21 protein-coding genes, 1 tRNA gene and 1 pseudogene are annotated in these 23,426 nt (G+C 66.2%); 8 read left to right on the top strand and 15 right to left on the bottom strand.

The window, feature by feature from the left end; genetic code table 11:
- The 3 genes from K9U41_RS05325 to K9U41_RS05315 form a co-directional block, all read left to right on the top strand.
- The coding region (locus K9U41_RS05325) for a DUF4159 domain-containing protein (RefSeq protein ID WP_282639817.1) at positions 1-1,685 on the top strand (1,685 nt) is incomplete at its 5' end.
- Between the two features lie 31 nt (positions 1,686-1,716).
- Complete coding sequence (locus K9U41_RS05320) at positions 1,717-3,783, top strand: hypothetical protein (protein ID WP_282639816.1); 2,067 nt, start codon at positions 1,717-1,719, stop codon at positions 3,781-3,783.
- A gap of 149 nt (positions 3,784-3,932) precedes the next feature.
- Positions 3,933-4,274: an META domain-containing protein gene (locus K9U41_RS05315; RefSeq protein ID WP_282639815.1), complete on the top strand. Its 342-nt coding sequence runs from the start codon at positions 3,933-3,935 to the stop codon at positions 4,272-4,274.
- A 131-nt stretch (positions 4,275-4,405) separates the two neighbouring features.
- Here K9U41_RS05315 and K9U41_RS05310 read toward each other — a convergent pair whose 3' ends face one another.
- The 3 genes from K9U41_RS05310 to K9U41_RS05300 form a co-directional block, all read right to left on the bottom strand.
- Positions 4,406-5,221, bottom strand: a complete 816-nt coding sequence (locus tag K9U41_RS05310; protein WP_282639814.1) for an ABC transporter permease — start codon at positions 5,219-5,221, stop codon at positions 4,406-4,408.
- A 22-nt stretch (positions 5,222-5,243) separates the two neighbouring features.
- Complete coding sequence (locus tag K9U41_RS05305; RefSeq protein WP_282639813.1) at positions 5,244-6,161, bottom strand: ABC transporter permease subunit; 918 nt, start codon at positions 6,159-6,161, stop codon at positions 5,244-5,246.
- Positions 6,162-6,246: 85 nt separating this feature from the next.
- Complete coding sequence (locus K9U41_RS05300; RefSeq protein WP_282639819.1) at positions 6,247-7,410, bottom strand: ABC transporter ATP-binding protein; 1,164 nt, start codon at positions 7,408-7,410, stop codon at positions 6,247-6,249.
- A gap of 274 nt (positions 7,411-7,684) precedes the next feature.
- Between K9U41_RS05300 and K9U41_RS05295 the strand changes: the two genes are divergently transcribed.
- Together K9U41_RS05295 and K9U41_RS05290 are read left to right on the top strand one after the other, a co-directional pair.
- A tRNA-Thr gene (locus K9U41_RS05295) sits at positions 7,685-7,759 on the top strand.
- A gap of 118 nt (positions 7,760-7,877) precedes the next feature.
- Positions 7,878-8,177 carry a hypothetical protein gene (locus K9U41_RS05290; RefSeq protein ID WP_282639812.1) on the top strand — a complete coding sequence of 100 codons (300 nt, stop codon included), beginning with the start codon at positions 7,878-7,880 and terminating at the stop codon, positions 8,175-8,177.
- A gap of 62 nt (positions 8,178-8,239) precedes the next feature.
- Here K9U41_RS05290 and greA read toward each other — a convergent pair whose 3' ends face one another.
- The 8 genes and pseudogenes from greA to K9U41_RS05250 all read right to left on the bottom strand — a co-directional run bounded on the left by greA (position 8,240) and on the right by K9U41_RS05250 (position 16,287).
- Complete coding sequence (greA, locus tag K9U41_RS05285) at positions 8,240-8,716, bottom strand: transcription elongation factor GreA (RefSeq protein WP_282639811.1); 477 nt, start codon at positions 8,714-8,716, stop codon at positions 8,240-8,242.
- 424 nt (positions 8,717-9,140) lie between these two features.
- Positions 9,141-10,091 (bottom strand): formylglycine-generating enzyme family protein, encoded by a 951-nt coding sequence (locus tag K9U41_RS05280; protein ID WP_282639810.1) that lies wholly within the window; start codon positions 10,089-10,091, stop codon positions 9,141-9,143.
- Positions 10,092-10,166: 75 nt separating this feature from the next.
- The gene (locus K9U41_RS05275) at positions 10,167-11,216 is read right to left on the bottom strand and encodes an HAD family hydrolase (protein WP_282639809.1); all 1,050 of its coding nucleotides are present in this window, start codon (positions 11,214-11,216) and stop codon (positions 10,167-10,169) included.
- A gap of 59 nt (positions 11,217-11,275) precedes the next feature.
- Positions 11,276-13,009 (bottom strand): arylsulfatase, encoded by a 1,734-nt coding sequence (locus K9U41_RS05270; RefSeq protein ID WP_282639808.1) that lies wholly within the window; start codon positions 13,007-13,009, stop codon positions 11,276-11,278.
- Positions 13,010-13,085: 76 nt separating this feature from the next.
- Positions 13,086-13,334 (bottom strand): annotated as a pseudogene (locus tag K9U41_RS05265) (response regulator); the annotation flags it as partial.
- Between the two features lie 318 nt (positions 13,335-13,652).
- Complete coding sequence (locus K9U41_RS05260; RefSeq protein ID WP_282639807.1) at positions 13,653-14,546, bottom strand: aldo/keto reductase family protein; 894 nt, start codon at positions 14,544-14,546, stop codon at positions 13,653-13,655.
- 19 nt (positions 14,547-14,565) lie between these two features.
- Positions 14,566-15,717 (bottom strand): FIST signal transduction protein, encoded by a 1,152-nt coding sequence (locus K9U41_RS05255; protein WP_282639806.1) that lies wholly within the window; start codon positions 15,715-15,717, stop codon positions 14,566-14,568.
- Positions 15,718-16,002: 285 nt separating this feature from the next.
- Positions 16,003-16,287 carry a hypothetical protein gene (locus K9U41_RS05250; protein ID WP_282639805.1) on the bottom strand — a complete coding sequence of 95 codons (285 nt, stop codon included), beginning with the start codon at positions 16,285-16,287 and terminating at the stop codon, positions 16,003-16,005.
- Between the two features lie 151 nt (positions 16,288-16,438).
- Between K9U41_RS05250 and K9U41_RS05245 the strand changes: the two genes are divergently transcribed.
- Positions 16,439-16,765: a hypothetical protein gene (locus tag K9U41_RS05245; RefSeq protein WP_282639804.1), complete on the top strand. Its 327-nt coding sequence runs from the start codon at positions 16,439-16,441 to the stop codon at positions 16,763-16,765.
- 69 nt (positions 16,766-16,834) lie between these two features.
- Here K9U41_RS05245 and K9U41_RS05240 read toward each other — a convergent pair whose 3' ends face one another.
- The gene (locus K9U41_RS05240) at positions 16,835-17,014 is read right to left on the bottom strand and encodes a hypothetical protein (RefSeq protein ID WP_282639803.1); all 180 of its coding nucleotides are present in this window, start codon (positions 17,012-17,014) and stop codon (positions 16,835-16,837) included.
- Between the two features lie 385 nt (positions 17,015-17,399).
- Between K9U41_RS05240 and K9U41_RS05235 the strand changes: the two genes are divergently transcribed.
- On the top strand, positions 17,400-18,110 hold the full coding sequence (locus K9U41_RS05235) for a L,D-transpeptidase (protein ID WP_282639802.1): 711 nt from the start codon (positions 17,400-17,402) through the stop codon (positions 18,108-18,110).
- A 200-nt stretch (positions 18,111-18,310) separates the two neighbouring features.
- Complete coding sequence (locus tag K9U41_RS05230) at positions 18,311-20,341, top strand: YgiQ family radical SAM protein (RefSeq protein WP_282639818.1); 2,031 nt, start codon at positions 18,311-18,313, stop codon at positions 20,339-20,341.
- 63 nt (positions 20,342-20,404) lie between these two features.
- On the opposite strand, the gene K9U41_RS05225 is transcribed toward K9U41_RS05230, so the two are convergent.
- From K9U41_RS05225 to K9U41_RS05215, 3 genes are all read right to left on the bottom strand, one after another.
- On the bottom strand, positions 20,405-21,715 hold the full coding sequence (locus tag K9U41_RS05225; protein WP_282639801.1) for an RsmB/NOP family class I SAM-dependent RNA methyltransferase: 1,311 nt from the start codon (positions 21,713-21,715) through the stop codon (positions 20,405-20,407).
- Positions 21,716-21,982: 267 nt separating this feature from the next.
- Complete coding sequence (locus tag K9U41_RS05220) at positions 21,983-22,711, bottom strand: anti-sigma factor (protein WP_282639800.1); 729 nt, start codon at positions 22,709-22,711, stop codon at positions 21,983-21,985.
- A complete protein-coding gene (locus K9U41_RS05215) occupies positions 22,708-23,277 on the bottom strand; it encodes a sigma-70 family RNA polymerase sigma factor (protein ID WP_282639799.1) in 570 nt (189 codons plus the stop codon). Before K9U41_RS05215 ends, K9U41_RS05220 begins: the two co-directional genes overlap by 4 nt.
- Between the last annotated feature and the right edge of the window lie 149 nt (positions 23,278-23,426).

Raw genomic sequence — 23,426 nt, 5'->3', positions numbered from 1 at the left:
CCCGCGCCCGCCTCGCCCGCTTCGTGGAGGAAGGCGGCGTCCTGGTGCGCTTCGCCGGCCCCCGCCTCGCCAATGCGCAGGATGACCTGCTGCCGGTGAAGCTGCGGCGCGGCGGCCGCGTGCTCGGCGGCTCGCTCTCGTGGGAGACGCCGCAGAAGCTTGGCGCGCTGGCGGCGGACGGCCCGTTCCGCGACCTGCACCTGCCGGACGACGTGACGGTGACGCGGCAGGTTCTGGCCGAGCCGGATGGCATGCTGGCCGAACGCGCCTGGGCGACATTGGCCGACGGCACCCCCCTCGTCACCGGCGTGCGCCGGGGCAAGGGCGCGCTGGTGCTGTTCCATGTGACCGGCGACACCTCCTGGTCCAACCTGCCGCTGTCCGGCACCTTTGTGGAAATGCTCCGCCGCGTGATCGCCTTGTCCGATGCCCCGCCCCCCGCCGAGACCGCGCCCGCGGAAACGCCCGTCCACGCCGCCAGCCGACCGGACGTGGCGGTGCTGCCGCCGGCCCGGGTGCTGGACGGCTTCGGCGCCTTCCGGCCCGCCGGCCCCACCGCCCACGCGGTTCCAGCCGACTATGCGGGCCGCGCCACCGCCGACCATCCCCCCGGCTTCTACGGCCCGCCGGACGGGCTGGTGGCGGTGAACACGCTGCTGCCGGCCGACCGGCCGAAGGCGCTGGACCTCTCCGCCCTCGGCGGCCGCGTGGAACCGCTGCAGGAAAGCGCCCCGCGCGACCTGCGCGGGCCGGTGCTGGTGGCGGCCATGGGACTGCTGCTGCTGGATGCGCTGGCGGTGCTGTTCCTGGCCGGCGGCTTCAGCCGGATGGGCGGGCCGAAGGTGCGGCGCGGCGCGGCCGCGGCGCTCCTCGCCGCCATCGCGCTCGGCGCGGCCGGCCTTGCCGGCGCTCCCGCACCCGTCCGCGCCGATGATGCCTTCGCCCTCAAGGCCACGCTCCAGACCCGCTTCGCCTATGTGGTGACCGGCGACAGCGAGGTGGACGAGATTTCCCGCGCCGGGCTCGACGGGCTCGCCACCTTCCTCGGCCAGCGCACCGCCCTGCAGGCCGGCGAGGCCATGGGCGTGGACATCGCCAGGGACGAACTCGCCTTCTTCCCCCTGCTCTACTGGCCCATCCTGCCCGATACGAGCGCGCCGCCGCCCGCCGTGCTGGCGCGCATCGACGCCTATATGAAGCAGGGCGGCACGGTTATCTTCGACACCCGCGACGCCATCGAGGCCTCCGGCGCCCCCGGCGCGCCGCTCTCGGCCGCCGGGGCACGGCTGAAGGATATCCTGTCGCGCCTCGACATCCCCGAGCTGGAGCCGGTGCCGCGCGACCACGTGCTCACCAAGGCCTTCTATTTGCTGAAGGACTTTCCGGGCCGCTTCACCGGCGGCACCACCTGGGTGGAGGCCCTGCCGGCCGCCGACGCCGATGCGGACCGTCCGGCGCGGGCCGGCGACGGCGTCTCCCCGGTGATCATCTCGTCCAACGACCTCGCCGGCGCCTGGGCAGTGACCCGCAACGGCGAGCCGATGCTGCCGCTGACGCCGGGCGAGCCGCGCCAGCGGGAGATCGCCTTCCGCGCCGGCGCCAACATGGTGATGTATGTGCTGACGGGAAACTACAAGGCGGACCAGGTGCATGTGCCGGCCCTGCTGGAAAGGCTGGGGCAATGAGCACTGACGCACGCGCAGCGGATGCCGACGCATGAATTACGGCATCACCTTCTCCCCCTTCCTGTCGCTGCCGCTGCTGCTCGCCGTAGGCGTGCTCGCGCTGGTGCTCGCGGGACTGCTGCTGGCCTCGCGCACCCGGGGCGCCGTGTTCCGCGCGCTGGCGCTGGCGGTGGGCCTGCTCGCCCTCGCCAACCCCTCCTTCACGCGGGAGGAACGCGAGCCGCTCACCTCCGTGGTGGCGGTGGTGGTGGACAAGAGCGCCAGCCAGTCGTTCGGCGAGCGCACGCAGCAGACGGAGGCCGCCCGCGCCGCCCTGGCCGAGCGGCTGGGCAAGCTCTCCGGCATCGAGGTGCGCACCATCGAGGCCGATGCCGGTGACGGCTCGGCCGACGGCACGCGCCTGTTCTCCGCCTTGTCCGCGGGCCTTGCCGACGTGCCGCCGGAGCGGGTGGCGGGCGCCATCATGATCACCGACGGCCGCGTGCATGACGCGCCGGAGAACCCGCAGGCGCTGGGCTTTTCGGCGCCGGTGCATGCCCTCGTCACCGGCCGCGCCGGCGAGCGCGACCGCCGCGTGGCGCTGGAGAAGACGCCGCGCTTCGGCATCGTCGGCCAGAAGCAGGCCGTGACCTTCAAGGTGACCGACGAGGGCGCCCCCGCCGGCGCCCGCGTGGTGGTCACCATCCGCCGCGACGGCGAGGTCATTGCCCGGCCCACGGTCACCGCCGGGCGCAGCGCGTCCGTGGACGTGGACATCACCCATGCCGGGCCCAACATCGTCGAGTTCGAGGTGCCCGCGCTGGACGGCGAACTGACGCTGGTGAACAACCGCACCGCCGTCGCCATCGATGGCGTGCGCGACAAGCTGCGCGTGCTGCTCGTGTCCGGCGAGCCGAACGTGGGCGAACGCACCTGGCGCAACCTGCTCAAGAGCGACGCCAATGTGGACCTCGTCCATTTCACCATCCTGCGCCCGCCGGAAAAGCAGGACGGCACGCCCATCAACGAACTCTCGCTCATCGCCTTCCCGACGCGCGAGTTGTTCCAGACCAAGATCAAGGATTTCGACCTGATCATCTTCGACCGCTACGCCCAGCAGGGCGTGCTGCCGCAGGTCTATTTCGACAATATCGTGCGCTATGTGCGTGCCGGCGGCGCGGTGCTGGTGGCTGCGGGCACGGACTTCATCGACACCGGCTCGCTCTACAACACCCCGCTGGAAGAGATCCTGCCCGGCGTGCCAAGGGGCGAGGCCACCGACGCGCCCTACTACGCCCGCCTCACCGATCCGGGCAAGCGCCATCCCGTCACCCGCGCCCTGCCGGGCTCGGAGAGCGAGCCGCCCCACTGGAGCCGCTTCTTCCGCGTCATCGACGCCCAGGCGCGCTCCGGCACCAGCCTCATGAGCGCCCCCGGCGACAAGCCGGTGCTGCTGGTGGACCGGGTGGGCGAGGGCCGCGTGGCCCTGCTGCTGTCCGACCACATCTGGCTGTGGGCGCGCGGCTATGAGGGCGGCGGCCCCCACATCGATCTGCTGCGCCGCCTCTCCCACTGGCTCATGAAGGAGCCTGACCTGGAGGAAGAGCGGCTGAAGCTCACCGTCGCCGGGCGCGATCTCGTGGTGGAGCGCCAGACCATGGCCGACAGCGTGCCCGCCGCCACCGTCACCACGCCATCGGGTGCGCGGCGCACCCTCACCCTCACCCAGGCCGAGCCCGGCCTGTGGCGGGCGGCAACCCCGGCCGACGAGCTGGGCCTGTGGCGCGCCGCCAATGGCACCCTGACGGCGCTCGCCAATATCGGCCCGCTCAATCCGAAGGAATTTGCCGAGGTGACCAGCACCCGCGATGTTCTCGCGCCCGTGGCGGCGGCCACCGGTGGCGGCGTGTGGCGGCTCGCGGACCTCGCCGGCTCGGTACCGCGCCTGGTGCAGGTTTCCGCATCCGACCGCCTCGCCGGCGAGGACTGGATGGGCCTGCGCACCCGCGACGTCTCCGTGGTGCGGGGCATCGGCCTGTTCCCGCTGTTCGCCGGACTTTCCGGCCTCCTGCTGCTGCTCGGCGCACTCACCGCCGCCTGGGTGCGGGAGGGGCGGTGATGACCATGGGCCAATTTCCCCTGCTCTCTTCTCCCCTGCTCACGCGCCGTCGCCTGATGGGTGCAGGACTTGTTGCGGGTGCAGGACTTGTGGGTGCAGGAGTTGGTGGGCTTGCCGGCCTCTGGGCCGTGCCGGCGGGGGCGCAGGACATGCCGCTCACGCCCGTGGGCGAATGGCTGGCGGAGACGATCGGCAGCGGCGGGGTTCTGGATCGGATCCAGACCACACTCGTGCTCGGCGCCGACGGCGCCGTATCCGGTTCCGGCGGCTGCAACCGCTACAGCGGAAAGGCCAAACTGTCGGGCGCTGCCCTGCTTTTCGGCCCCCTTTCCGACAACCGCATGGCCTGCGCGCCAGCGGTGATGGCGCAGGAGCAGAAATTCCTGCTGGCGCTGGAGCGGACGCGGGCCTGGCGGATCGATCCGCTGCGGCGCAAGCTGACGCTGGTCGACCTCACCGGCACCGAGCTGGTTCGCTTCTCCACCAGGTAAGGGGGCCGCCTGCGGGACCGAAGCATGGTGCCCCGAAGCACAGAGCCCCAAAGCACGGAGCCCGCCGCGCGCGTCAGAATGCCAGGGCCTCCTTGCGGCCCGGCTTGCCGGCAGCAGCCCTGCCGGCAAGGCTACTGCATGGCCGCGCGCTCTTCCGCCTGCCGGATGTTCTCCGCCCGCTTGGTCATGACCGACGCGATGATGACCACCACCGTCACGATGGCGATGAGGATGGAACAGACCGCGTTGATCTCCGGCGTCACCCCCAGGCGCACCTGCGAATAGATGCGCATGGGCAGCGTGGTGGCCCCCGGCCCGGTGGTGAAGCTGGCGATGACCAGGTCGTCCAGCGACAGGGTGAAGGCCAGCATGAAGCCGGACACCACCGCCGGCAGGATCAGCGGCAGGGTGATCTTGAAGAAGGTCTTGAACGGCGGGCAGCCGAGATCGAGGGCCGCCTCTTCCAGCGCGCGGTCGAAGGTGACGAGGCGCGACTGCACCACCACCGCCACGAAGCACATGGTGAAGGTGATGTGGGCGAGCAGAACGGTCCAGAAGCCGCGATCGAAATTCACCGCCACGAACAGCAGCAGCAGCGACAGGCCGGTGATCACCTCGGGCATGACGAGGGGGGCGTAGATCATGCCGGAGAACAGGGTGCGCCCCGGAAAGCGCCCGTAGCGGGTGAGGGTCAGCGCCGCCATGGTGCCGAGCACGGTGGCGACCAGCGACGAGAAGAAGGCGATGCGCACCGTCACCCAGGCGGCATCCATGAGCTGCTCGTTCTGCAGCAGCGACCAGTACCACCGGGTGGAAAAGCCGCCCCACACGGTGACGAGCCGCGAATCGTTGAACGAGTAGATCACCAGCAGCAGGATGGGGATGTAGAGGAAGGCAAAGCCGAGCACGATGGACGTGATGTTGAACCAGGTCAGGCCTTTTTTCATTTCCCCGCCTCCGGCTCGTGTTTCATTTCCCCGCCTCCAGCTCGCGCTGCTGGATGTTCTGGTAGATCACGATGGGGATCACCAGCACGAGCAGCAGCAGCACCGCCACCGCGGACGAGACCGTCCAGGACCGGTTCACGGTGAACTCCGTCCACAGCGACTTGCCGATCATCAGCGTGTCCGAGCCACCCAGCAGGTCGGGAATGACGAACTCGCCCACCGCCGGGATGAAGCAGAGCAGCGCGCCGGCGGCCACGCCGGGCAGGGAGAGCGGAAAAGTGATGGTCCAGAATGCCTTGGCCGGAGGGCACCCGAGATCGGCGGCGGCTTCGAGCAGCGTCAGGTCGAGCTTTTCCAGCGCCGCATAAAGCGGCAGCACCATGAAGGGCAGATAGGAATAGACGATGCCGATATAGACGGCGAGGTTGGTGTTGAGGATCTCCAGCGGCTGGTCGATGATACCCAGCGCCCTCAACCCCTGATTGAGCAGCCCTTCCTGCGACAGGATGCCAATCCACGCATAGACGCGGATGAGGAAGGAGGTCCAGAACGGCAGGATCACCAGCATCAGCAGCGTCGGCTGGATGGAGCGCGGCGCCCGCGCCATGGCATAGGCGATGGGGTAGCCCGCCAGCAGCAGAAGCACGGTGGAGATCGAGGCGATCACCAGGCTGGAGCCGTATGCCTCCAGGAACTCATTCGAGAAATCCAGCACATAGCCGTAATTGGCGAAGGAGAGGCCGGACAGGAACTCGGTGAATCCGGCCCACCCCTGCGACAAATCGAGGATCGGCGCGTAGGGCGGCTGGGCCACCACGTCCTGCGACAGCGAGATCTTGAACACGATGAGAAAGGGCGCGAGGAACAGCGCCAGGAGCCACAGATAGGGCACCGCGATCACGAACCAGCGGCCGCGCCCCTTCTCCCCCGCCATCGCCATGATTGCCTCCCGGCGGCTCCACCAGATGAAAACGCGTCACAACACTCAACTCAGCCCGTCGCGCGATGAAATGCGCGAGATCCCATCAGGTCAGCACCACGCCGGCGTGGGGCGCGAAGGTCACCCAGACCTTGTCGTCCCACGAGATCGGCCGCGCCACCATGCGCGACAGGTTCGGCTGCGAGACCTTGATTCGCTGCCCGCAGGCCAATTCCACATGGTAGATGGAGAGATCGCCCAGATAGCCGATGTCCCAGATCTCGCCCTCGAAGAGATTTTCGGTCTGGTCAGCCGGCGGTTCCAGCGCGATGCGCAGTTTCTCGGGTCGGATGGCGATGCAGGCCTTGTCCCCGGCCTTGCAATCCACGCCCTGCGCCACCACCAGGGGAAAGCGCGTCACCGGCGAGGAGATGTGGGTCTCGTCATGCCCGGCGGTTGTGATCGTGCCCTCGATGAGGTTCACCTCGCCGATGAAGTCGGCCACGTAGCGGGTGGCCGGCTGCTCGTAGATCACCGAGGGCGGCGCCACCTGCACCAGCACGCCCTGGTTCATGACCGCGATTCGGTCGGCCACCGTCATGGCCTCTTCCTGGTCGTGGGTCACGATCAGGAAGGTCATGCCGAGGTCCATCTGCAGGTCCATCAGCTCGAACTGGGTTTCCTCCCGCAGCTTCTTGTCGAGGGCGCCCAGCGGCTCATCGAGCAGCAGCACCTTGGGCCGCTTGGCCAGCGACCGGGCCAGGGCCACGCGCTGGCGCTGGCCGCCGGAAAGCTGGTGCGGCTTGCGCTTGGCGAACTTCTCCAGCTTGACGAGCTTCAGCATCTCCTCGACGCGGGCGTCGATCTCGCCCTTGCTCATCTTGTCCTGCTTGAGGCCGAAGGCGATGTTGTCCTGAACATTCATGTGCGGGAACAGGGCGTAGGACTGGAACATCATGTTCACCGGCCGCCGGTAGGGCGGCACGCCGGCCAGGTCCTCCCCCGCCAGGGTGAGGCGGCCTTCGGAGGGCTCCTCGAAGCCGGCGAGCATGCGCATGAGGGTCGTCTTGCCGCAGCCGGAAGGACCGAGCAGGGCGAAGAACTCGCGCTCGTAGATGTCGAGGCTCACATGATCGACCGCGGTGAAGTCGCCGAAGCGCTTCACCACATTCTCGAATCGAATGAGGGGGGTCTTGGTCGGGTCGGTCCAGGGAGCGAACGATCGCCGGACGGCACCGATGGTTTCCTTCCGCGCCTTATCCGCAGCCATCATGTCCCCCGAACTGGCCTCGTGAACTGGAGGCTAGCCGGGGAAGCGGAAACGCTCAAGCCGTGTGCACGCGCAAAAATGCATCGCTGCGTCTGCTCAGGCGTTCGGCCGGCCACGCCTGGGGAGAAGTCGCATCTTCACCTGCCAAGATGCATCGCCCCCTTGCACCTGCCCCCTGCATGTGGCAGAGGAAGCCGCCTGACGACGGCAATGCCGTCGCCTTCCGGGCCGTTGGAATAGTCCCTCTTCGGATGTTCCAAGGTCCACCCGGTGCGCTGCGGTAGCTCAGTGGTAGAGCACTCCCTTGGTAAGGGAGAGGTCGAGAGTTCAATCCTCTCTCGCAGCACCATTCCAACCCATTGCAAATCCTAAACGATGGGCAAGATCAAGGGCTTGAAGCGGCACTTGCTACAGTCTCCTGCTACAGTCGGAGACGAGATCCCCCCTACCAGCTCGATGTGGAGAACGTGACCGACATCGAGGTGGACGATCACGGCTCAGGCGACGCCTTGGCCATCACGCTCGGCATACGGCCGTTCATGCCGCGGACCTTCTACTGCTCCGGCAAGATTTTCGGCTGTCACAGCGGGGAGGTCCCTGAGCACCTGGAGGACTACGCAGATCTTCTATTTCAGATGCCCGTCTCGTGTCCCGGTCGCCTTTTGCCTTGTGGACCTTTGAGCCTCGTTGCAACCGGTTGCAACAAACAGTGGCTCGCCACACCAGCCTCCGCGATCGCTGACCGTTATTGCGTCATCGGGACTTGAGGACAGTGGCCGATGGAACGGGGTGGACGGGAAATGAACGGTGCACCGCTGAACGTGCTCCATCAAGCGATCTCCAGCACCTCCACCTCGCCGCCGGCCACCAGCGCCACATCCCCCACGCCCTTGCTCATCAGGGCTTTCGCCAGCGGCGAGACATAGGACACCGAGCCCTTGGCCGGGTCGGCCTCATCCTCGCCGACGATGCGAAAGACCTGGCGGCGGCCATCCTCGCGGTCGATGGTGACGGTGGTCCCGAACTGGACCGACCTGGGATGGGCAACAGCTTCGACCAATTGGGCGCTGGCCCGCCGGGCGCTGTAATAGCGCAGGTCGCGGGTCGCCCGCGCCATGGCCATCCGGTCGGCCTGCACATCGCCGGTCTGCGCCTGCGCATAGGCGGCCCGCGCCTCGCCCAAGGCCGCATCCAGCGCCGCCATCCCCGTGGGTGTCACCAGATTTGGATGCGGCGAGATCGGCCGGTCGGGCAGGTCGGCGGCGGTCGCTTCGAGGTCGTTTTCGCGCGTGAAGGCGACGGACATGCTGAACGGGATCCAGGTTGACCAAGACCGGCGAGCATACAATGCGGCACCCGCAAAGTCGCCCGTTTGCCCCAGGGTGATCCCGCCGCTCGATGATGGGGCGTGGGGACCCGTGCCTCCCAGTCCGTTTCAGTGCAACCGGTTGCACCGGTGCCGAGCGGCCGCCGTCCACAGCACTTGACATAACGTAAGCAGACAGGCTGTGATCCGCCCATGAGCGCGACGACCCAAACCCTCCGCCGCCCCTGCCCCATCGCAGGACAGTAGCCCCGCGCTCGGCCTCCGCGCCCCGAGCGCCGGGGTGATGATGTGTCTCGCCGTGCGCCTGCACGGCACCCGATGACGGCGTCCCAACGCAAGCTGAAGCGATTCAAGCGCGTCGCCCTCGCCCTGAGCTTCATCCTCATCAAATGCGTCCACACCGCTAGGGTGCGGATCCGGCATCGTACCTCTCTTCAGCGGTCGCGGGACGGCGCACGCAGCGAAAGCCGATGTGGCTCATCGCACTGTCGATCGGCTCGGCGTGGCGCGCGGCTGGCCGGTAGCGCCGGCAATAGTTCGGCGCACACAGATGCGAGCCACCCTTCACGACCTTGCGCGGGATGCGGATCATCGGCTGGGAGGGATCGAGGCTCGCTTCCTCCGGCCCGCCGCGCGGGTTCTGTGGAACGCAGCAGGCGTTCTGCGCCGCCTCGGGATGACGGGTCGACCAGAAGTCGGCGGTCCATTCCCAGACATTGCCGATCATGTCGTAGAGGCCGTAGCCATTCGGCGGGTAGGTCTTCACCGGCGAGGTGCGTTCAAACCCGTCGAGCGCGAGGTTCTGGAACGGAAACTCGCCCTGCCAAGTATTGGCCATCTGGCGGCCATCGGGGGTGAACTCGTCGCCCCAGGCATACTCCATACCGTCGAGCCCGCCGCGCGCGGCGAATTCCCATTCGGCCTCGGTCGGCAGGTCCTTGCCGGTCCAGCGCGCATAGGCCAGTGCATCCGCATAGGCGATGTGGACCACGGGATGATCGTCGAGCCCCTTGGTAGAACTGCCCGGTCCATAGGGCTTGCGCCAACTGGCGCGAAAACGGAACGCCCACCATTGCCGCCAGTCGCGCAGGTCGACCGGATGGTCGGGCGGGGTGAAGACGAGCGAACCGGCCTTCATCATCTTCGGCAGCGCGCCGGGGTAATCCTTGGCATTGGGCGCGATCTCGGCCAAGGTGACGTAGCCGGTGGCATCAACGAAGGCGCGGAACTGTGCGTTGGTCACCGGGGCGGCATCGATGAAGAAGGCGTCGACCTTTACCCAATGCGCCGGCTTTTCCTCGGCATAATGATGGTCGGAGCCCATGCGGAAGCGACCGCCGGGAATGAAGACCATCAGGTCGTCCGCGAGGTCCGACGAGGTCTGATGTCGAGGCCGCGTCCTGGTCGATCTGGTCACAGTTAGAAGTTCCTATTTCTCGAACGGGAACACGTGCTTCCAGTCTTTCTTCATGCTGATCACCGTCCAGCCCTTCTTCTGCGCTTCGTCGGCAAGAGTTTGCGGGAACGTTCCGATTTTGGTTTGCGGCAGCCCCCGCGCCGGCCCATAGGCGAACTCCCGCTCAGCATCGTCGTGGAGCACGAGCATGCCAAGTCGCGAGCCACCACCTGCCGTGGCATATTCAAGCATCTGCCGGTCGCCCGACGAGTTGCCGAATGCCGCATTCGGCCGGCGCCCGATCATCAGATGAATGCCTTCGGGTTTGCCGGCCTTATCGTCGTTCAGCAGCAGTCTGGGGTCCTTGGTGAGGAAAGGCTCTCCGTCCTTGGTGTAGCCAAAGCTCGTGCCGCCGACAGAGCCAACCACTTGCTCAGGCGGTATGCCGTAAACGCGCTCGGAATAGACCCGAACGAAATCCTGCCCGCCGCCTGTGGCGATGTAGGTCTTGTAGCCATTGGTTCGCAAATAGCTGAGTAGCTCCAACATCGGCTGATAGACGAGGTAGGTGTACAGGCGGCCGAATTTCGGATGCTTGGCCGTAGTGATCCATGCCGACACCTCGGCGTTGAAGTCAGTCACCGACATCCCGGTTAGGGTTGCAACCAGGATTTTCTCGAGGTCCTTCATCGAGAGCTTCGCGATGGCTGCCTGATTGCCGGAGAGCACGGTCTTGAACGGCTCGACAGATTTCAGCTCAGGCTTTTTTGCCACCACGGCCGGCACACGATCGAGGCAGTACATGACCTGTGAATAGATGGGGTGCTCGACCCAGAGCGTGCCGTCCTGATCGAATGCGGCGATACGCTCGGCTTCAGGGACAAAATCCGGCCCCGTCTTGTCCGTGGTGATCCTTACGAAGTCGAGGATGGCTTGCCTGGCGGGGGGGCCATCGTTCCACGAAGGGAGCGGATCGGCGTCCGCCGATGCGTCTTGAGACATCAATGGCCCTAAAACCGCCAGCACGATCAATCCGGCTGACGCTGCCCGACGGATGATTGTGATGAGACGCTTGTGCGGCATGGCCTTCACCCCAAAATAGGGGACAGGCGCGGAACGCCTGCCCCTTCATCGATCAAAAGCTATTCGCCCGCGCGACTAGTCGTCTTCATCTGCTTCACCTGCTGCATGACTTGATCGAGGTTGTAGCTCGCCGGGTCCTGCAGGGGCGGGTAGTCGATGTAGGTTGATAGTTCCTTCAGCCAGAGTGCCTGGCCGATCGGAAGCATGTTCCAGTCGTAGACATAGGCCGTCGCTGGAGCGGTTAGGGCGCCGCCCATGCCGGTGAGCGTCTTGATCTGTGCGCCGATCGAGGTCTCGAACGGATCGCGCTTGATATTGACGACCTGGGTCCAGTGATAAGGTACGACGCCGGTGAGGAATCCGGTTGGCGAGTCCGAGACCATCGCGAAATACATCTTCCAGTTCTTGTAGCGAACGGCGGACGGGTCCTTACCGGAGTAATAGAAGAACGTGTTGCGTGCGGATTTCTCCGATTTACCTTCGAGGTAGGCCAGTTGGTTGACGCCATCGAGCGTGGTCTTGACGATGCCAGGATAAGCACCCTTCTCGATCCTCGCCTTGAGGTCGTTACCTTTCTCGCCGCCAGCGATCTCCACGAGTGTCGGCAACCAGTCAAGAGATGCGAATATCTCGGTCTTGACGGTTCCTGGCGCGATGTGATTGGGCCAGCGTACCACCTGAGGCGCGCGCATGCCGCCTTCCCAGGTGCTCAGCTTCCCACCCTTGAACGGCGTGGTGCCGCCATCGGGGAATGTGATGGTCTCTGCGCCGTTGTCGGTGGTAAAGACGATGATGGTGTTTTCGAGCTGGCCCATCTCCTCAAGCTTCTTGAGGACGTAGCCGATATTATCGTCCATCTGCTTCATGCCGGCTTCGTTGGCGCCCCAATCCTTGCCGCCGGGCTCGCCGATCATGTTCTTATATTTGTCTGAAAGCACGGTGGTAATGTGCATGCGGGCAGGATTGTACCAAACGAAGAACGGCTTGCCGGTCTTCGCAGGATCGTTGCGCCCAAGAAAATCGATGACCTTGCCCGAGATTTCTTCGTCAATCGTCTCTGAGCGATCCAGCGTCAGGGGACCTTCGTCCTTGCAGGTCTGGTTGGCAGACGTCCCGTCCGAGGATTTACAGGCGATCACGGGGCGGGGCGGCATAAGACAGAGCGTTGTGGCCTGATCCACGGCGCCCGGCGGGTCTGTCAGGCCTGGAACGGGAGTATTGCGGCAAGGCGGCGCCACCGTCTGCTCGGTCGGTGTTTTGTTGATGTCCGGGAAGCTCACGCCCTGCATGGCGTCGAGATGATACAGGTAGCCCCAGAACTCCTGGAAGCCATGGGCGGTCGGAAGCGCATCGGTGTGGTCACCGAGATGATTTTTGCCGAACTCGCCTGTCGAATAGCCGAGGTCATAAAGGAACTTGGCGAGAGCCGGTGTGCCAGGCCTCAAATAGGATGAACTGCCGGGTAGCTGCGGCGGAATCATACCGGTGCGGAGCGGGTGCATGCCAGTGAAGAAGGCATTGCGCCCGGCCGTGCAGCTCTGTTCGGCGTAGTAGTCCGTGAACAACGCCCCTTCGCGGCCTATGCGGTCGATATTGGGCGTTTCGCCCACCATGAGGCCACGATGGTAGATGCTGGGCTGCATGTAGCCGATGTCATCTCCCATGATGAAAAGGATATTTGGCTTCGCTGATGTGCCTTGCGCGGCGACCGGGCCGGCGCTAATAGTCGAGGCTACGGCAAAGCCGCCCACCAGCGCTGCGCAGGCCCACCAGGCTTTCGAGCGTGTAGTCATGTTGGGCTCCGTGGCCGCTGCCTGGCGCGCCCGTTCGAGGGATGTGCGCCACAATCGCGCCGCCCATGAACGACGACTATTGGCCTAACGGGCTGACGGACTTGCCCGAAAGGGCAACGGCGGCCTTGATGGCATCGAGTAAGGCAACTCCCGAGAAAGGCGTGATCAACAAGGCTGACGCACCACCGTCGGCAGCTCGCTTACCCAATCCTGGCATGTCGAATGCGGTAATGAGAATAAGGGGTATTTTGCTGCGCTCGACGTTCATGGAATTGAGTAACTCGATGCCTGTCATCATGGGCAGGTTCTGGTCGCACACGATGCAATCGGCGACTTCACTTGCTTGCTCTCACCTCCTACAATCGCACGAGGTCCCACTCGGCCCTCGGCGGCAAACCGCCTGAGGAGGTCCATACGGCCTGCGAAGGCATCGACATGGCGGCGTAACGGACAGCAGAACCAAGCTTAGCAAAGCCGCCAATCTGTCCGCCAAACCGGGACCACCTCAGCCGTGCCGAAAGGACGGCGATCAGGCCCCTGCGGCGAAGAACTGCAACCTGGCGGCAAAGACGGGTGATCTGACGGAAAGGGAAGGCTTGTCCGGCCCTTTCGGGCAGGGCCTGGAATGGGACCCCGGGCGGGACTAGCCCAGCAGGGCCTCGATGGCCTTGCATTCGGCAGGGCTCAGGCGGAATTCGAATATGGCCAGATCCTGGGCCATATGCTCCGGGGAGGAGGTGCCGGTGAGGCACACCATGTCCTGCTGGGTCAGGAAGCGAAAGAACACCTGGGGCGCCGTTCGGCCATAGCGGTCCGCGATCTCAACAAGGGCGGGCTGGGCGAGGACCTCGGGATTGGCGGTAAGGGTCCAGAAGCTCTGATAGAGCATGCCATTGCCCTTGCAGAAGGCGCGGATTTCCCGGTCGTAGCGGGTCTTGGCGTGGAAGCGGTTCTGCACCACGGCGGGCTTGATGCGGGCTTGGCGGAAGAGGCGTTCCAGCCGGCCCGGCTCGTAGCAATTGCTGATGCCCAGCTGGCGCACCACGCCTTGCGCATGGAGGTCTTCCATGGCGCGCCAGACCTCCAGCGTATCCTTGTCCTCCGGATAGGGGGAGTGGAGGACGAAGCCGTCCAGATAGTCCGTGCGCAGGTTGCACAAAGAGGCCTGAAGGGACTGGCGCACCTGCGCGCTCAGGCTGGCCTTGGGATCGTAGGGGAGATTGTCCGGATCCTGCCCCTGCAAGGGGGTGAACTTGGTCTGGAGATAGAGGTCCGAGCGGGCGAGCCCCTCCTTCAGCAGCGCGGCCAGCCCCTCGCCGACGCCCGGCTCGTGATAGTGCTTGGGCTGGCACGCGGTATCGATGCCCCGGAAACCCGCGCGCAGGGCCATCTCCACCAGCGCCGCGGTGCGCTCCTTCTTCCACGCCGTGCCGTAGAGGATGCGGGGCACGGCGACGCCAAAGGCCGACACGATGCGGCGCGGGTCCTCGCCTTCGGCGATCGAGAGCTGATCCGTCGCGGCGGGGGCCTGTGTCATCGCGGTGCTTTTTCCTGTCTCAGGTCTGCCCGGTGAAAACCGTCAGCACGCCGGTGTAGCCATAGAGATGGTGGCGCGCGATCTCCCCGCCGGCGAAGAAGCCCACCAGGGGCACGGGGCCGAGGCCCTCGCTGACCATCTGGAATTCCGCGTTGCGCTGGCCGAAATGGGGGCCGCCGCGCCCGGAGCAGCTGATGTAGAGGGCGCCCCGGATGCCGCCAGCCGCTTCCGCCTTGGCCCGCACATCGGCGACGATGCGGAGCAGGTCGGTTCTGGCCGCCTCGGCGTTCCGCTTGCAGAAGGCGAGCTGCATCCCGGCCCTGATCTGCTCTGCCACCACCAGCACGCCGGCCTTGCGCCCGACGCCGAGCAGATGGCGCACCTCCGTATTGGTGCCGAACTGGCCGGGCTGGGTGGAGACGTCCTCGCCGGGGGTGACCAGCCCCGCCAGCGTCTGGCCCAGCTCCTGGCCCAGCTCCGCATCGGGCGTATCCGCGCCAAGGCCCAGATCCTCCAGCGCACAGTCCAGCGCCCGGCCATTGTCCAGGGTGACGAGGTAATTGCCCTCGGCGCGGGTGATGGTGCGCTGGGGGCCGATGGGCTGGCAGCCCTGGGTGACGCGGGACAGGATGGGCACTTCGGGGCCGAAGGCCACGCCGGAAACCCCGCCCAGCAGCACTTCGTCGGCAAAGAGCAGGGGCTGGTTCCGGGCCGAAGACAGGCCGCCGAACAGATAGCCGGTGGTGGTCTTGTCGCTCAGGGCCTTGAGCTGCGCGGGCAGGTCCGCGGTGCCGCCATCGGCATGGACCAGGGCGGTGAAGGCCTCGAAGCCGTCGGCCCCGGCCTCCAGAGGCTGGGGGCTGGAGAACAGCTTGAACGCGCCCGGCGGCAGTTCGGCCAGCATCAGCGCCATGCCCGGCTCGTCGAAATATTCCACCGCCTCGGCTGCCACGCCGACCCCCACGGTGCCGACCCAATGCACCTGCGGCAGGCGCTCCCTGAGCGCCTCCATGATGTTTCCCGCGGCCTGGGTGTAATGGTCGGTCAGGTAGCACCAGCCCAGATTGGGCTTGCTCCCCTCGGGCAGTTGATGACGCACCTGCGCCCAGCAGGAGCCGAGGGCCAGCTGCCAGTTGGCGTCACCCGCATGGGCGTGGATGAAAGTGTTCATAAGGCAGGATCTGCATGAAAGGTGTGGGCATTAACAAGGATGAAACCGCGGCCCGCCAAGCGGGCGGACAAGAAACAATCAAGGCAATCAGGGCCTGACACAATCAGGGCCTGTCTGGCGGGAGCATATCCGCTGCAACAGGATCAAACACTTCATGAAGTGACGGCCTGTGTCGCAGACCGACGCCATCGCAATCCGTGCGCAATCGCAAGCAATGATCATGCCGCCCCTGCCGTCCCGGCTGGGTGAAATCCTGCCGGCACCCGCAGACCGGGACGGCGCACATCAGGAGGGGGCCAGATAGTTCGGGAGCTTCGCCACGAAATCCGGATAATAATGCGGGACGACCGCCATATCGAAGCGCGCCAGGATCTGTTCCTTCGGCTCCCGGTCCAGCAGGAAGCGGAAGGTGGCCTCGACGCATTTGGCAGGGGTGCACCTCCCCGCCGTCAGCTCCTGGTAGGTGGCCGGTGCCATGGTGACCACGTGACGGGTCTCTCCCGCCGTGTCGCGCACCACGACCTCGAATTTCAGGGGATCCCCACCGGCGCTCTGCCGCACCTCGATCATCGTGCTGCCTCCAGTTCCCGCATGAGGATAACCTGGGGCGGGATGCGCTCATTGCCCATGCGATGCGGCAAAACGCTCATCGTCGGAGTGCGGCATGGGGATGGCATTGATCTTGAATGCGGTGCCACGCGTGACAGGGACGGATAGCAAGATGCAGCGCAAGCCCGACAGCGGCGATTACCTTGCCCTTTTCGGCCAGTACAAGGAGGATTTCGGGGACGTCTACATGGGCCCCGAGGACGAGCGGTTCAGGCTGCTGTTTCAGAAGATCTGCCGCATGCTCACGCAGCCCTCCTCCTTCAATCTCGGCCTGCCCGAGCAGTTTCGCACCACCGCCTTCCGCTATCTGGAAGGCGACGCCCATACGGTCGCCCACATGAATACGGCGGAGAACCGCCATTTCATGCTGAGCGACCTGTTCGACTACATCCATCTGGTCAAGACCATGGGCGGCTCCTGGGACCAGCGCGGACGGTAGATGCCGCAATCCAGACGACGGCCGAGGTTGCAGCGGTCCTGGCGTGGCGCTCAGGGCCGCGGGCAGGACCTAACGGAGCTTGGTGATCCCGATGCCATCGATTTTGGCGCGGTCTTTGATGGATTCCTCGCTGCGCGTCATTGCTTTCGAAATCGCCTTGAGTGCCATGCCCTTCTTGGCGAGCACTTTGAGCTTTTCGAGTTCCTCGTGGGTCCAGGGTTGGCGGTGCCGTTCAAATCGCTCGGCCATGCTCTGCTCCTCCTCTGCCGGGACAGATCCGGCATTCGCACTATCTGTATCAATGATGGAGCCGAGCGCCGGACGCAGAGAGGTGTTGACCACATTCCCGGAAGCATACGGTCCGCTCTCGGCCCCAGAAGGCCGGGCGGATGAGCCGTGGCGCCGCTGGCCTGACTGATGCCATGATCGGCATGTTTTTGTCGAGGCCGGCGCGACGTGGGACTGCGAGACCGCGTGGACGCTGCCGGCTTTGGCGCACGGCAAGCCCCGCGCAGTGAAGCCCGAGCTTGCCAGTCGTGCCGCGTGACGGCAATCTCCGCTCCGCGAGACGTTCAGCGGATGTATGCCGGCGTATGTTCTCGTCGGGCAATCGGACATGGGAAACTGCCAAATCATGATGATGGACGGTGGGAACGCCGCAGCTGGCGAAATTGAAGAGGCAGCTTTGCCTGGGCTTCGGTCGGGGTCCCTCAACCGCCGGTCGTTTCTGGTCGGCTCTGCCCTCGGTCTCGGGTCGCTCGGGCTCGCCGGCTGCGCGTCATCCGATGGCATGAGCCTTGCCGAGGCGGAGAAGCTCTACGGGCCGGTGCCCACCGAGAAATTCCCGATCCCGGCGGTGGATGTCAAAAAGGTCAATCCGAAATATTTTCGCCGGACGGTGAGTTACGACACCAAGGAAGCGCCCGGTACCATTATCGTCGATCCCGGCAATTACTACGTCTACCGCGTCGAGGATGAAGGCACCGCCACCCGCTATGGGGCCAATGTCGGCCGCGCCGGGTTCCTGTGGAGCGGTGACGCATATGTCGGGCGCAAGAGCGAATGGGCGACCTGGACACCGCCCAAGGAGATGATCCAGCGCCAGCCCGAGGCGGCCAAATACGCCCGCGGCATGCCGGGCGGCCTCGACAATCCCCTTGGTGCCCGCACGCTTCATCTCTATCAGAACGGCACCTACACGCTCTACACGATCTACGCCACCATCGACCCCGAATCGATCGGCTCAGGCGTTACAAGCGGCTGTGTCGGCCTCCTCAGTCAGGACATGATAGACCTGTACTCGCGTACGCCAGTCAAAACCAAGGTGGTCGTCCTGCCGGCATAGCAACGGTCTGGCCCGGCTCCAGGCGGCGCCGGTGCGGGCAGCGCGCAGATCCGGCGCGGTCTCGAAATCCCGGCGGTTGCGCGTGTGGCGATCTTAGCTTCGATTTCGTCGCCGCCATCCGGCGATGCACGGGGGTATTGGTCCAGGGCCACAACAGGGTGAGTTGAATTCGCTGCGGTCGAGCCTTATGCGTGAACGCCATGGACACCCACGCCGACGCCGCAAAACCCTTGAGTTCCTTGTCCCGCCACCGGCCGCCTTCCGGCACGGCGGCGCCGTTTCTGCCCATGAGCCGCGCCGAGATGACAGCGCTCGGCTGGGACGCCTGCGACATCGTGCTGGTGACCGGCGACGCCTATGTGGATCATCCGAGCTTCGGCATGGCGATCATCGGCAGGCTGCTCGAAGCCCAGGGCTTCCGGGTCGGCATCATCGCGCAGCCCGACTGGCAGTCGGCAGAGCCGTTCAAGGCGCTGGGCAAGCCGAAGCTGTTCTTCGGCGTCACCGGCGGCAACATGGACTCCATGGTCAACCGCTACACGGCGGACCGCCGGCTGCGCCATGACGACGCCTACACGCCCGGAGGAGAAGGCGGCCGGCGGCCGGACCGCTCAACCATCGTCTACACGCAACGCTGCCGCGAGGCGTTCAAGGACGTGCCGATCGTGCTCGGCGGCATCGAGGCGTCGCTGCGCCGCATCGCGCATTTCGACTACTGGTCCGACAAGGTGCGCCGCTCGATCCTGGCGGACGCCAAGGCGGATCTGCTGGTTTACGGCAATGCCGAGCGCGCCATCGTTGAGGTGGCGAACCGCCTCGCCGCCGGTGAGGCGCCGCGCGATCTCGATTCCATCCGGGGCGTGGCGCTGTTCCGCCGCGTGCCCGAGCATTACACGGAACTGCACGCCGACGATCTCGACTCCGCCGATGAGGGGGCCGCCCGCCGCCCCGGCGATGTGGTGATCCGGCTGCCGGCCTGCGAGCAGGTGGAGCAGGACAAGGAGGCCTATGCCCGCGCCTCGCGCGTGCTGCACCGGGAGAGCAATCCCGGCAATGCGCGGCCGCTCGTCCAGCGCCATGGCGACCGCGACCTGTGGCTGAACCCGCCGCCGATCCCGCTGACCTCCGCCGAGATGGACGCGGTCTACGACCTGCCCTACGCCCGCGCGCCGCATCCCTCCTACGGCGATGCGAAGATCCCGGCCTGGGACATGATCAAGTTCTCGGTGACCATCATGCGCGGCTGCTTCGGCGGCTGCACCTTCTGCTCCATCACCGAGCACGAGGGCCGCATCATCCAGAACCGCTCGGAAGGCTCGATCCTGCGCGAGATCGAGCAGATCCGCGACCGGACACCGGGGTTCACGGGCGTGATCTCGGACATCGGCGGGCCGACCGCCAACATGTACCGGATGGCCTGCAAGGATCCCAAGATCGAGGCGGCATGCCGGCTGCCGTCCTGCGTCTTTCCCGACATCTGCCCGAACCTGAACACCTCCCACGACGAGCTGATCCGGCTGTATCGCAAGGTCCGCGAGGTGGAGGGCGTCAAGAGGGTGATGGTCGCGTCCGGCGTGCGCTACGATCTCGCGGTGAAGAGCCCCGAATATATCAAGGAGCTGGTGACCCATCACGTCGGCGGCTATCTGAAGATCGCGCCCGAACACACCGAGCGCGGCCCGCTCGACAAGATGATGAAGCCGGGCATCGGCACCTACGATCGCTTCAAGGAGATGTTCGACGCCGCGGTGAAGCAGGCCGGCAAGAAATACTACCTCATTCCGTATTTCATTGCCGCGCATCCGGGCACGACCGACGAGGACATGATGAACCTCGCGCTCTGGCTCAAGAAGAACCGCTACCGCGCCGATCAGGTGCAGACGTTCCTGCCGTCTCCCATGGCCACGGCCACGGCCATGTACCATACCGGCGTCAATCCACTGCGTGGCGTGCGCCATGGAGGGAGCGACAAGGTGGTGACGGTCACGGGGCTTCGGCAGCGCCGGCTGCACAAGGCGTTCCTGCGCTACCATGATCCCGACAATTGGCCGCTGCTGCGCGAGGCGCTGAAGCAGATGGGCCGCGCCGACCTGATCGGTTCGCGCCCCGACCAGCTCGTGCCTGCCCACCAGCCGCCCGGCACAGGCAAGGCCGCCGGCACGCGACGACCCGTGCGCCGCACGGGCGGGACGCAGCGCTTCACCACGAAGGGCGTTCCCATAAACAAGTGAACGGTCCACACCGGCGGGGGCGTTCCCCGCCTTGCCCGGCGCCGGCACCGTCCTGGACGATGGCTACCCTGGCGCCGGAGCGGCCTCGCGCTGCATCACGGCAGCAAAGAAGCCATCGGTATCGTGGCGGGCAGGCGTCAGCGACAGGTAGTCCGGATGCGCCGAACCGTTGAGTTGCGGCGCAGCCTCGCGCAACGGCACGACCTGAAAGGCAGGATGCGCCGCCAGGAAGGTTGCCGCCTGCTCCTCGTTTTCCTGCGGCAGCATGGAACATGTGGCGTAGACGAGCCGTCCGCCGGGCTTCACAAGCCGCGCGGCGCTCGCAAGAATACTGGCCTGTAGCGACAGGAGATGCTCAAGCCCGGCGCCCAGCGGACGCCAGCGCGCATCCGGATTCCGCCTCCACGTGCCGGTGCCACTGCACGGCGCATCGACCAGCACCCGATCGAAACTGCCCTTGTGACGCTTCACCCAGCGATCCGTTTCGCTGGTCAGGGGCCTGGTCTCGATATTGTGGAGTCCTGCACGCCGGAACCGCTCGGCAGCGCGCTTCAGACGGCCGTCCGAGACATCGCAGGCCATGACGTGGCCCTTGTTTGCCATCTGCGCGGCGATGGCCAGCGTCTTGCCGCCAGCCCCGGCGCAGAAATCGACCACGCGTTCGCCCGGCCGCGCGTCGACCAGCATGGCGACAAGCTGCGAGCCCTCGTCCTGAATCTCCACCTCGCCGCTTTTCAACATGGGCAGGCTGGCCAATGAGGGACGCTCTTTCACGCGAAGACCGTAAGGCGCCATGCGAGACGCCTCGGCCTTCAGGCCAAGATCGCGCAGCGCGCGCAGCATGGCCTCGCGGGTGGACTTGAGCGGATTGACGCGCAGATCGAGCGGGGCTGCTGTCAGAAGCGCGGCCATCTCGCGCCCGAACGAGTCATGGAAACGCCGCCGCAGATGGTCGAGCGCCCAGGATGGACATTCAAAGCGCACGTCGTCCGGCATGGCTGGATGGTCGATCGGGCAGCCGTGCAATTTGACCAACAGCGCGCGCTCGTGATCCATCAGGACGGCAGGCGCGCATTTTCCACCGGTGAACAGGCGATGGACCTGATCGGGCGTCTTGCCTCCATCGAGCGCAAGCCATGCCAAAAGCCGGTTGCGGGGCACGTCCGGGCGTCCGTGCTTCGCCAACCACCAGACTATTCGTGCGTGATGTCGCAGTAGCGCATAGAGCAGATCGCAGATATGGCCACGATCCCTGTCGCCGATATGGCGGCGGGTCCGAAACCACGCCGAGACGACAGCATCGGCGGGACGCGCGACACGATCGACTTCATGCATCAGATCGAGAGTAGCTTGCAGACGGGCGGCGGGAGTCACGGGAGAGACGATCAGGCTGGAAAAAGGCGCGGCACCATAGATGAAGGTGCTGCCGCTGACTATTGATTCGCACGTCTCTGGGACTGGTCCCGTGTGGGGTCGCCATCAGCGGATTTCTGCCGCACGGGCCTTGATTGCATGGATTTCGGGAGACGAAACGGGACCTTCATCCTCTCTCGCAGCACCAGCCCATTCTCCTGAAAATCAACGCCACCGGCCTGCCTTGCTCCGGCGCCCGGCCCGTGGGCCAACAGCCCAGCCGCCCCCTCACAGCGCGCGGCTGGCGGTGCCTTTCATCAGGATGGGGCCGGTGGGGCGGCCCGTGGGCGAACCGCCGGCGGGTTCGAGGGTCACCTCGAAGAGTTGTTCCGGCACCGCCGTGGGCAGGCCCTTCAACTGCAGGTCGAGGCTGCGCAGGGCATCGACCAGGCCGACCGAGACCGGACCGCGCGCGCGGTCCCACAGGGTCCAGACCTGGAGCGACTTGCCCTCCGGCGCGCGGAGCGCGGCGAGCGGGATCAGTTCGGCGCGGCCGTCCCTGAAGGTGTTGACCACTGCCGCCGGCCGGTTGTCTCCGGACAGCAGCACGGCGACGAGCACCGGCGCGCGCGCCGCCTCGCGCATCTGGAAGCCGAGACCGAGGGCGAGCAGCAGCGTCGCGGCGGCAGCCCCCAGCCCGATGCCGCGCCACACCGGCAGGCTCTCCCACACGGCGGAAAGGGCCGCCCCCCATCCGGCCGATGGCCGCCGCGCCCGGGCGGGCGATGACAGTGCGGGCGGTGCGGCGGTTGCGGCAGCAATCCGGTCCCACACCGCGGCAGAGGGCACCTGCGCCGGAGCCGAAAGATCGAATTCGGCGAGGCGGGCGCGCCAGTGCTCCACCGCCATGGCGAAGGCGGGATCGGCGGCAAGGCGCCCGGCGCAGGCCTGGGCCTCGTCGCCAGCGAGCAGCCCGAGCACATATTCGCCGGCCAGCGCGTGGAGATCCTCGCTCATGCCATGCACTCCCTGAGCGCAAGCAGGCTCCTGCGGATCCAGGACTTGGCGGTGCCCAGCGGAATGCCCATGCGGCCGGCCAGCTCACCATGGCTGAGGCCGCGCGTATAGGCGAGCACGATGGCGACGCGCCGGGGCGGGTCCAGCCGCTCCAGGCAGCGCCGCAGGGCCCCCGCCTCCGACAGGGCGCACACCACCGCCTCGGCGTCCGGCGCGTCGCTGGCGAGGGCCAGGGGCTCGAAATCGTCGGTGAGGTCGGTGCGGCCCTCCGCGCGCAGCACGTTGAGCGCGCGATGGCGCAGGATCGCGAACATCCAGGTGACGGCGCTGCCGCGGGCGGGATCGAACGTCGCCGCCTTCTCCCAGATGCGCACGAAGGTGTCGTGCACCACGTCCTCGGCAAGATCGCGCCGCCGCAGCAGGCGGAGCGCGACGCCCGTCATCTGCGGCGCGATCTTGTCATAAATCTCCCGCAGGCAGGCGTGGTCGCCGCGCGCGCAGCCCTCCAGCGCACGCGCCAGCGCGTCAGGATCGATCCGCGCCGTGACCGGCGTCGTCGAGGCCATCGCGTGCTGCGCCTTCCGCTTTCTGGTGGTCCTGTTGACCTTACGGCGCTCATCCACCGGTGGATGGCCGCAATCAAAAAAATCTCCCCCCGCTGCATCCGTTCGCCGCGCTGGCGTGTAGCCGCTTCGACCCGGCCGCGATGGTCGGT

It is taken from the genome of Xanthobacter autotrophicus, assembly GCF_029991245.1.
In the GTDB taxonomy this organism is placed as follows: Bacteria; Pseudomonadota; Alphaproteobacteria; order Rhizobiales; family Xanthobacteraceae; genus Xanthobacter; species Xanthobacter autotrophicus_C.
The sequence above is the reverse complement of the archived record's forward strand: the minus strand, read 5'-3'. Positions and strand labels throughout refer to the sequence as shown.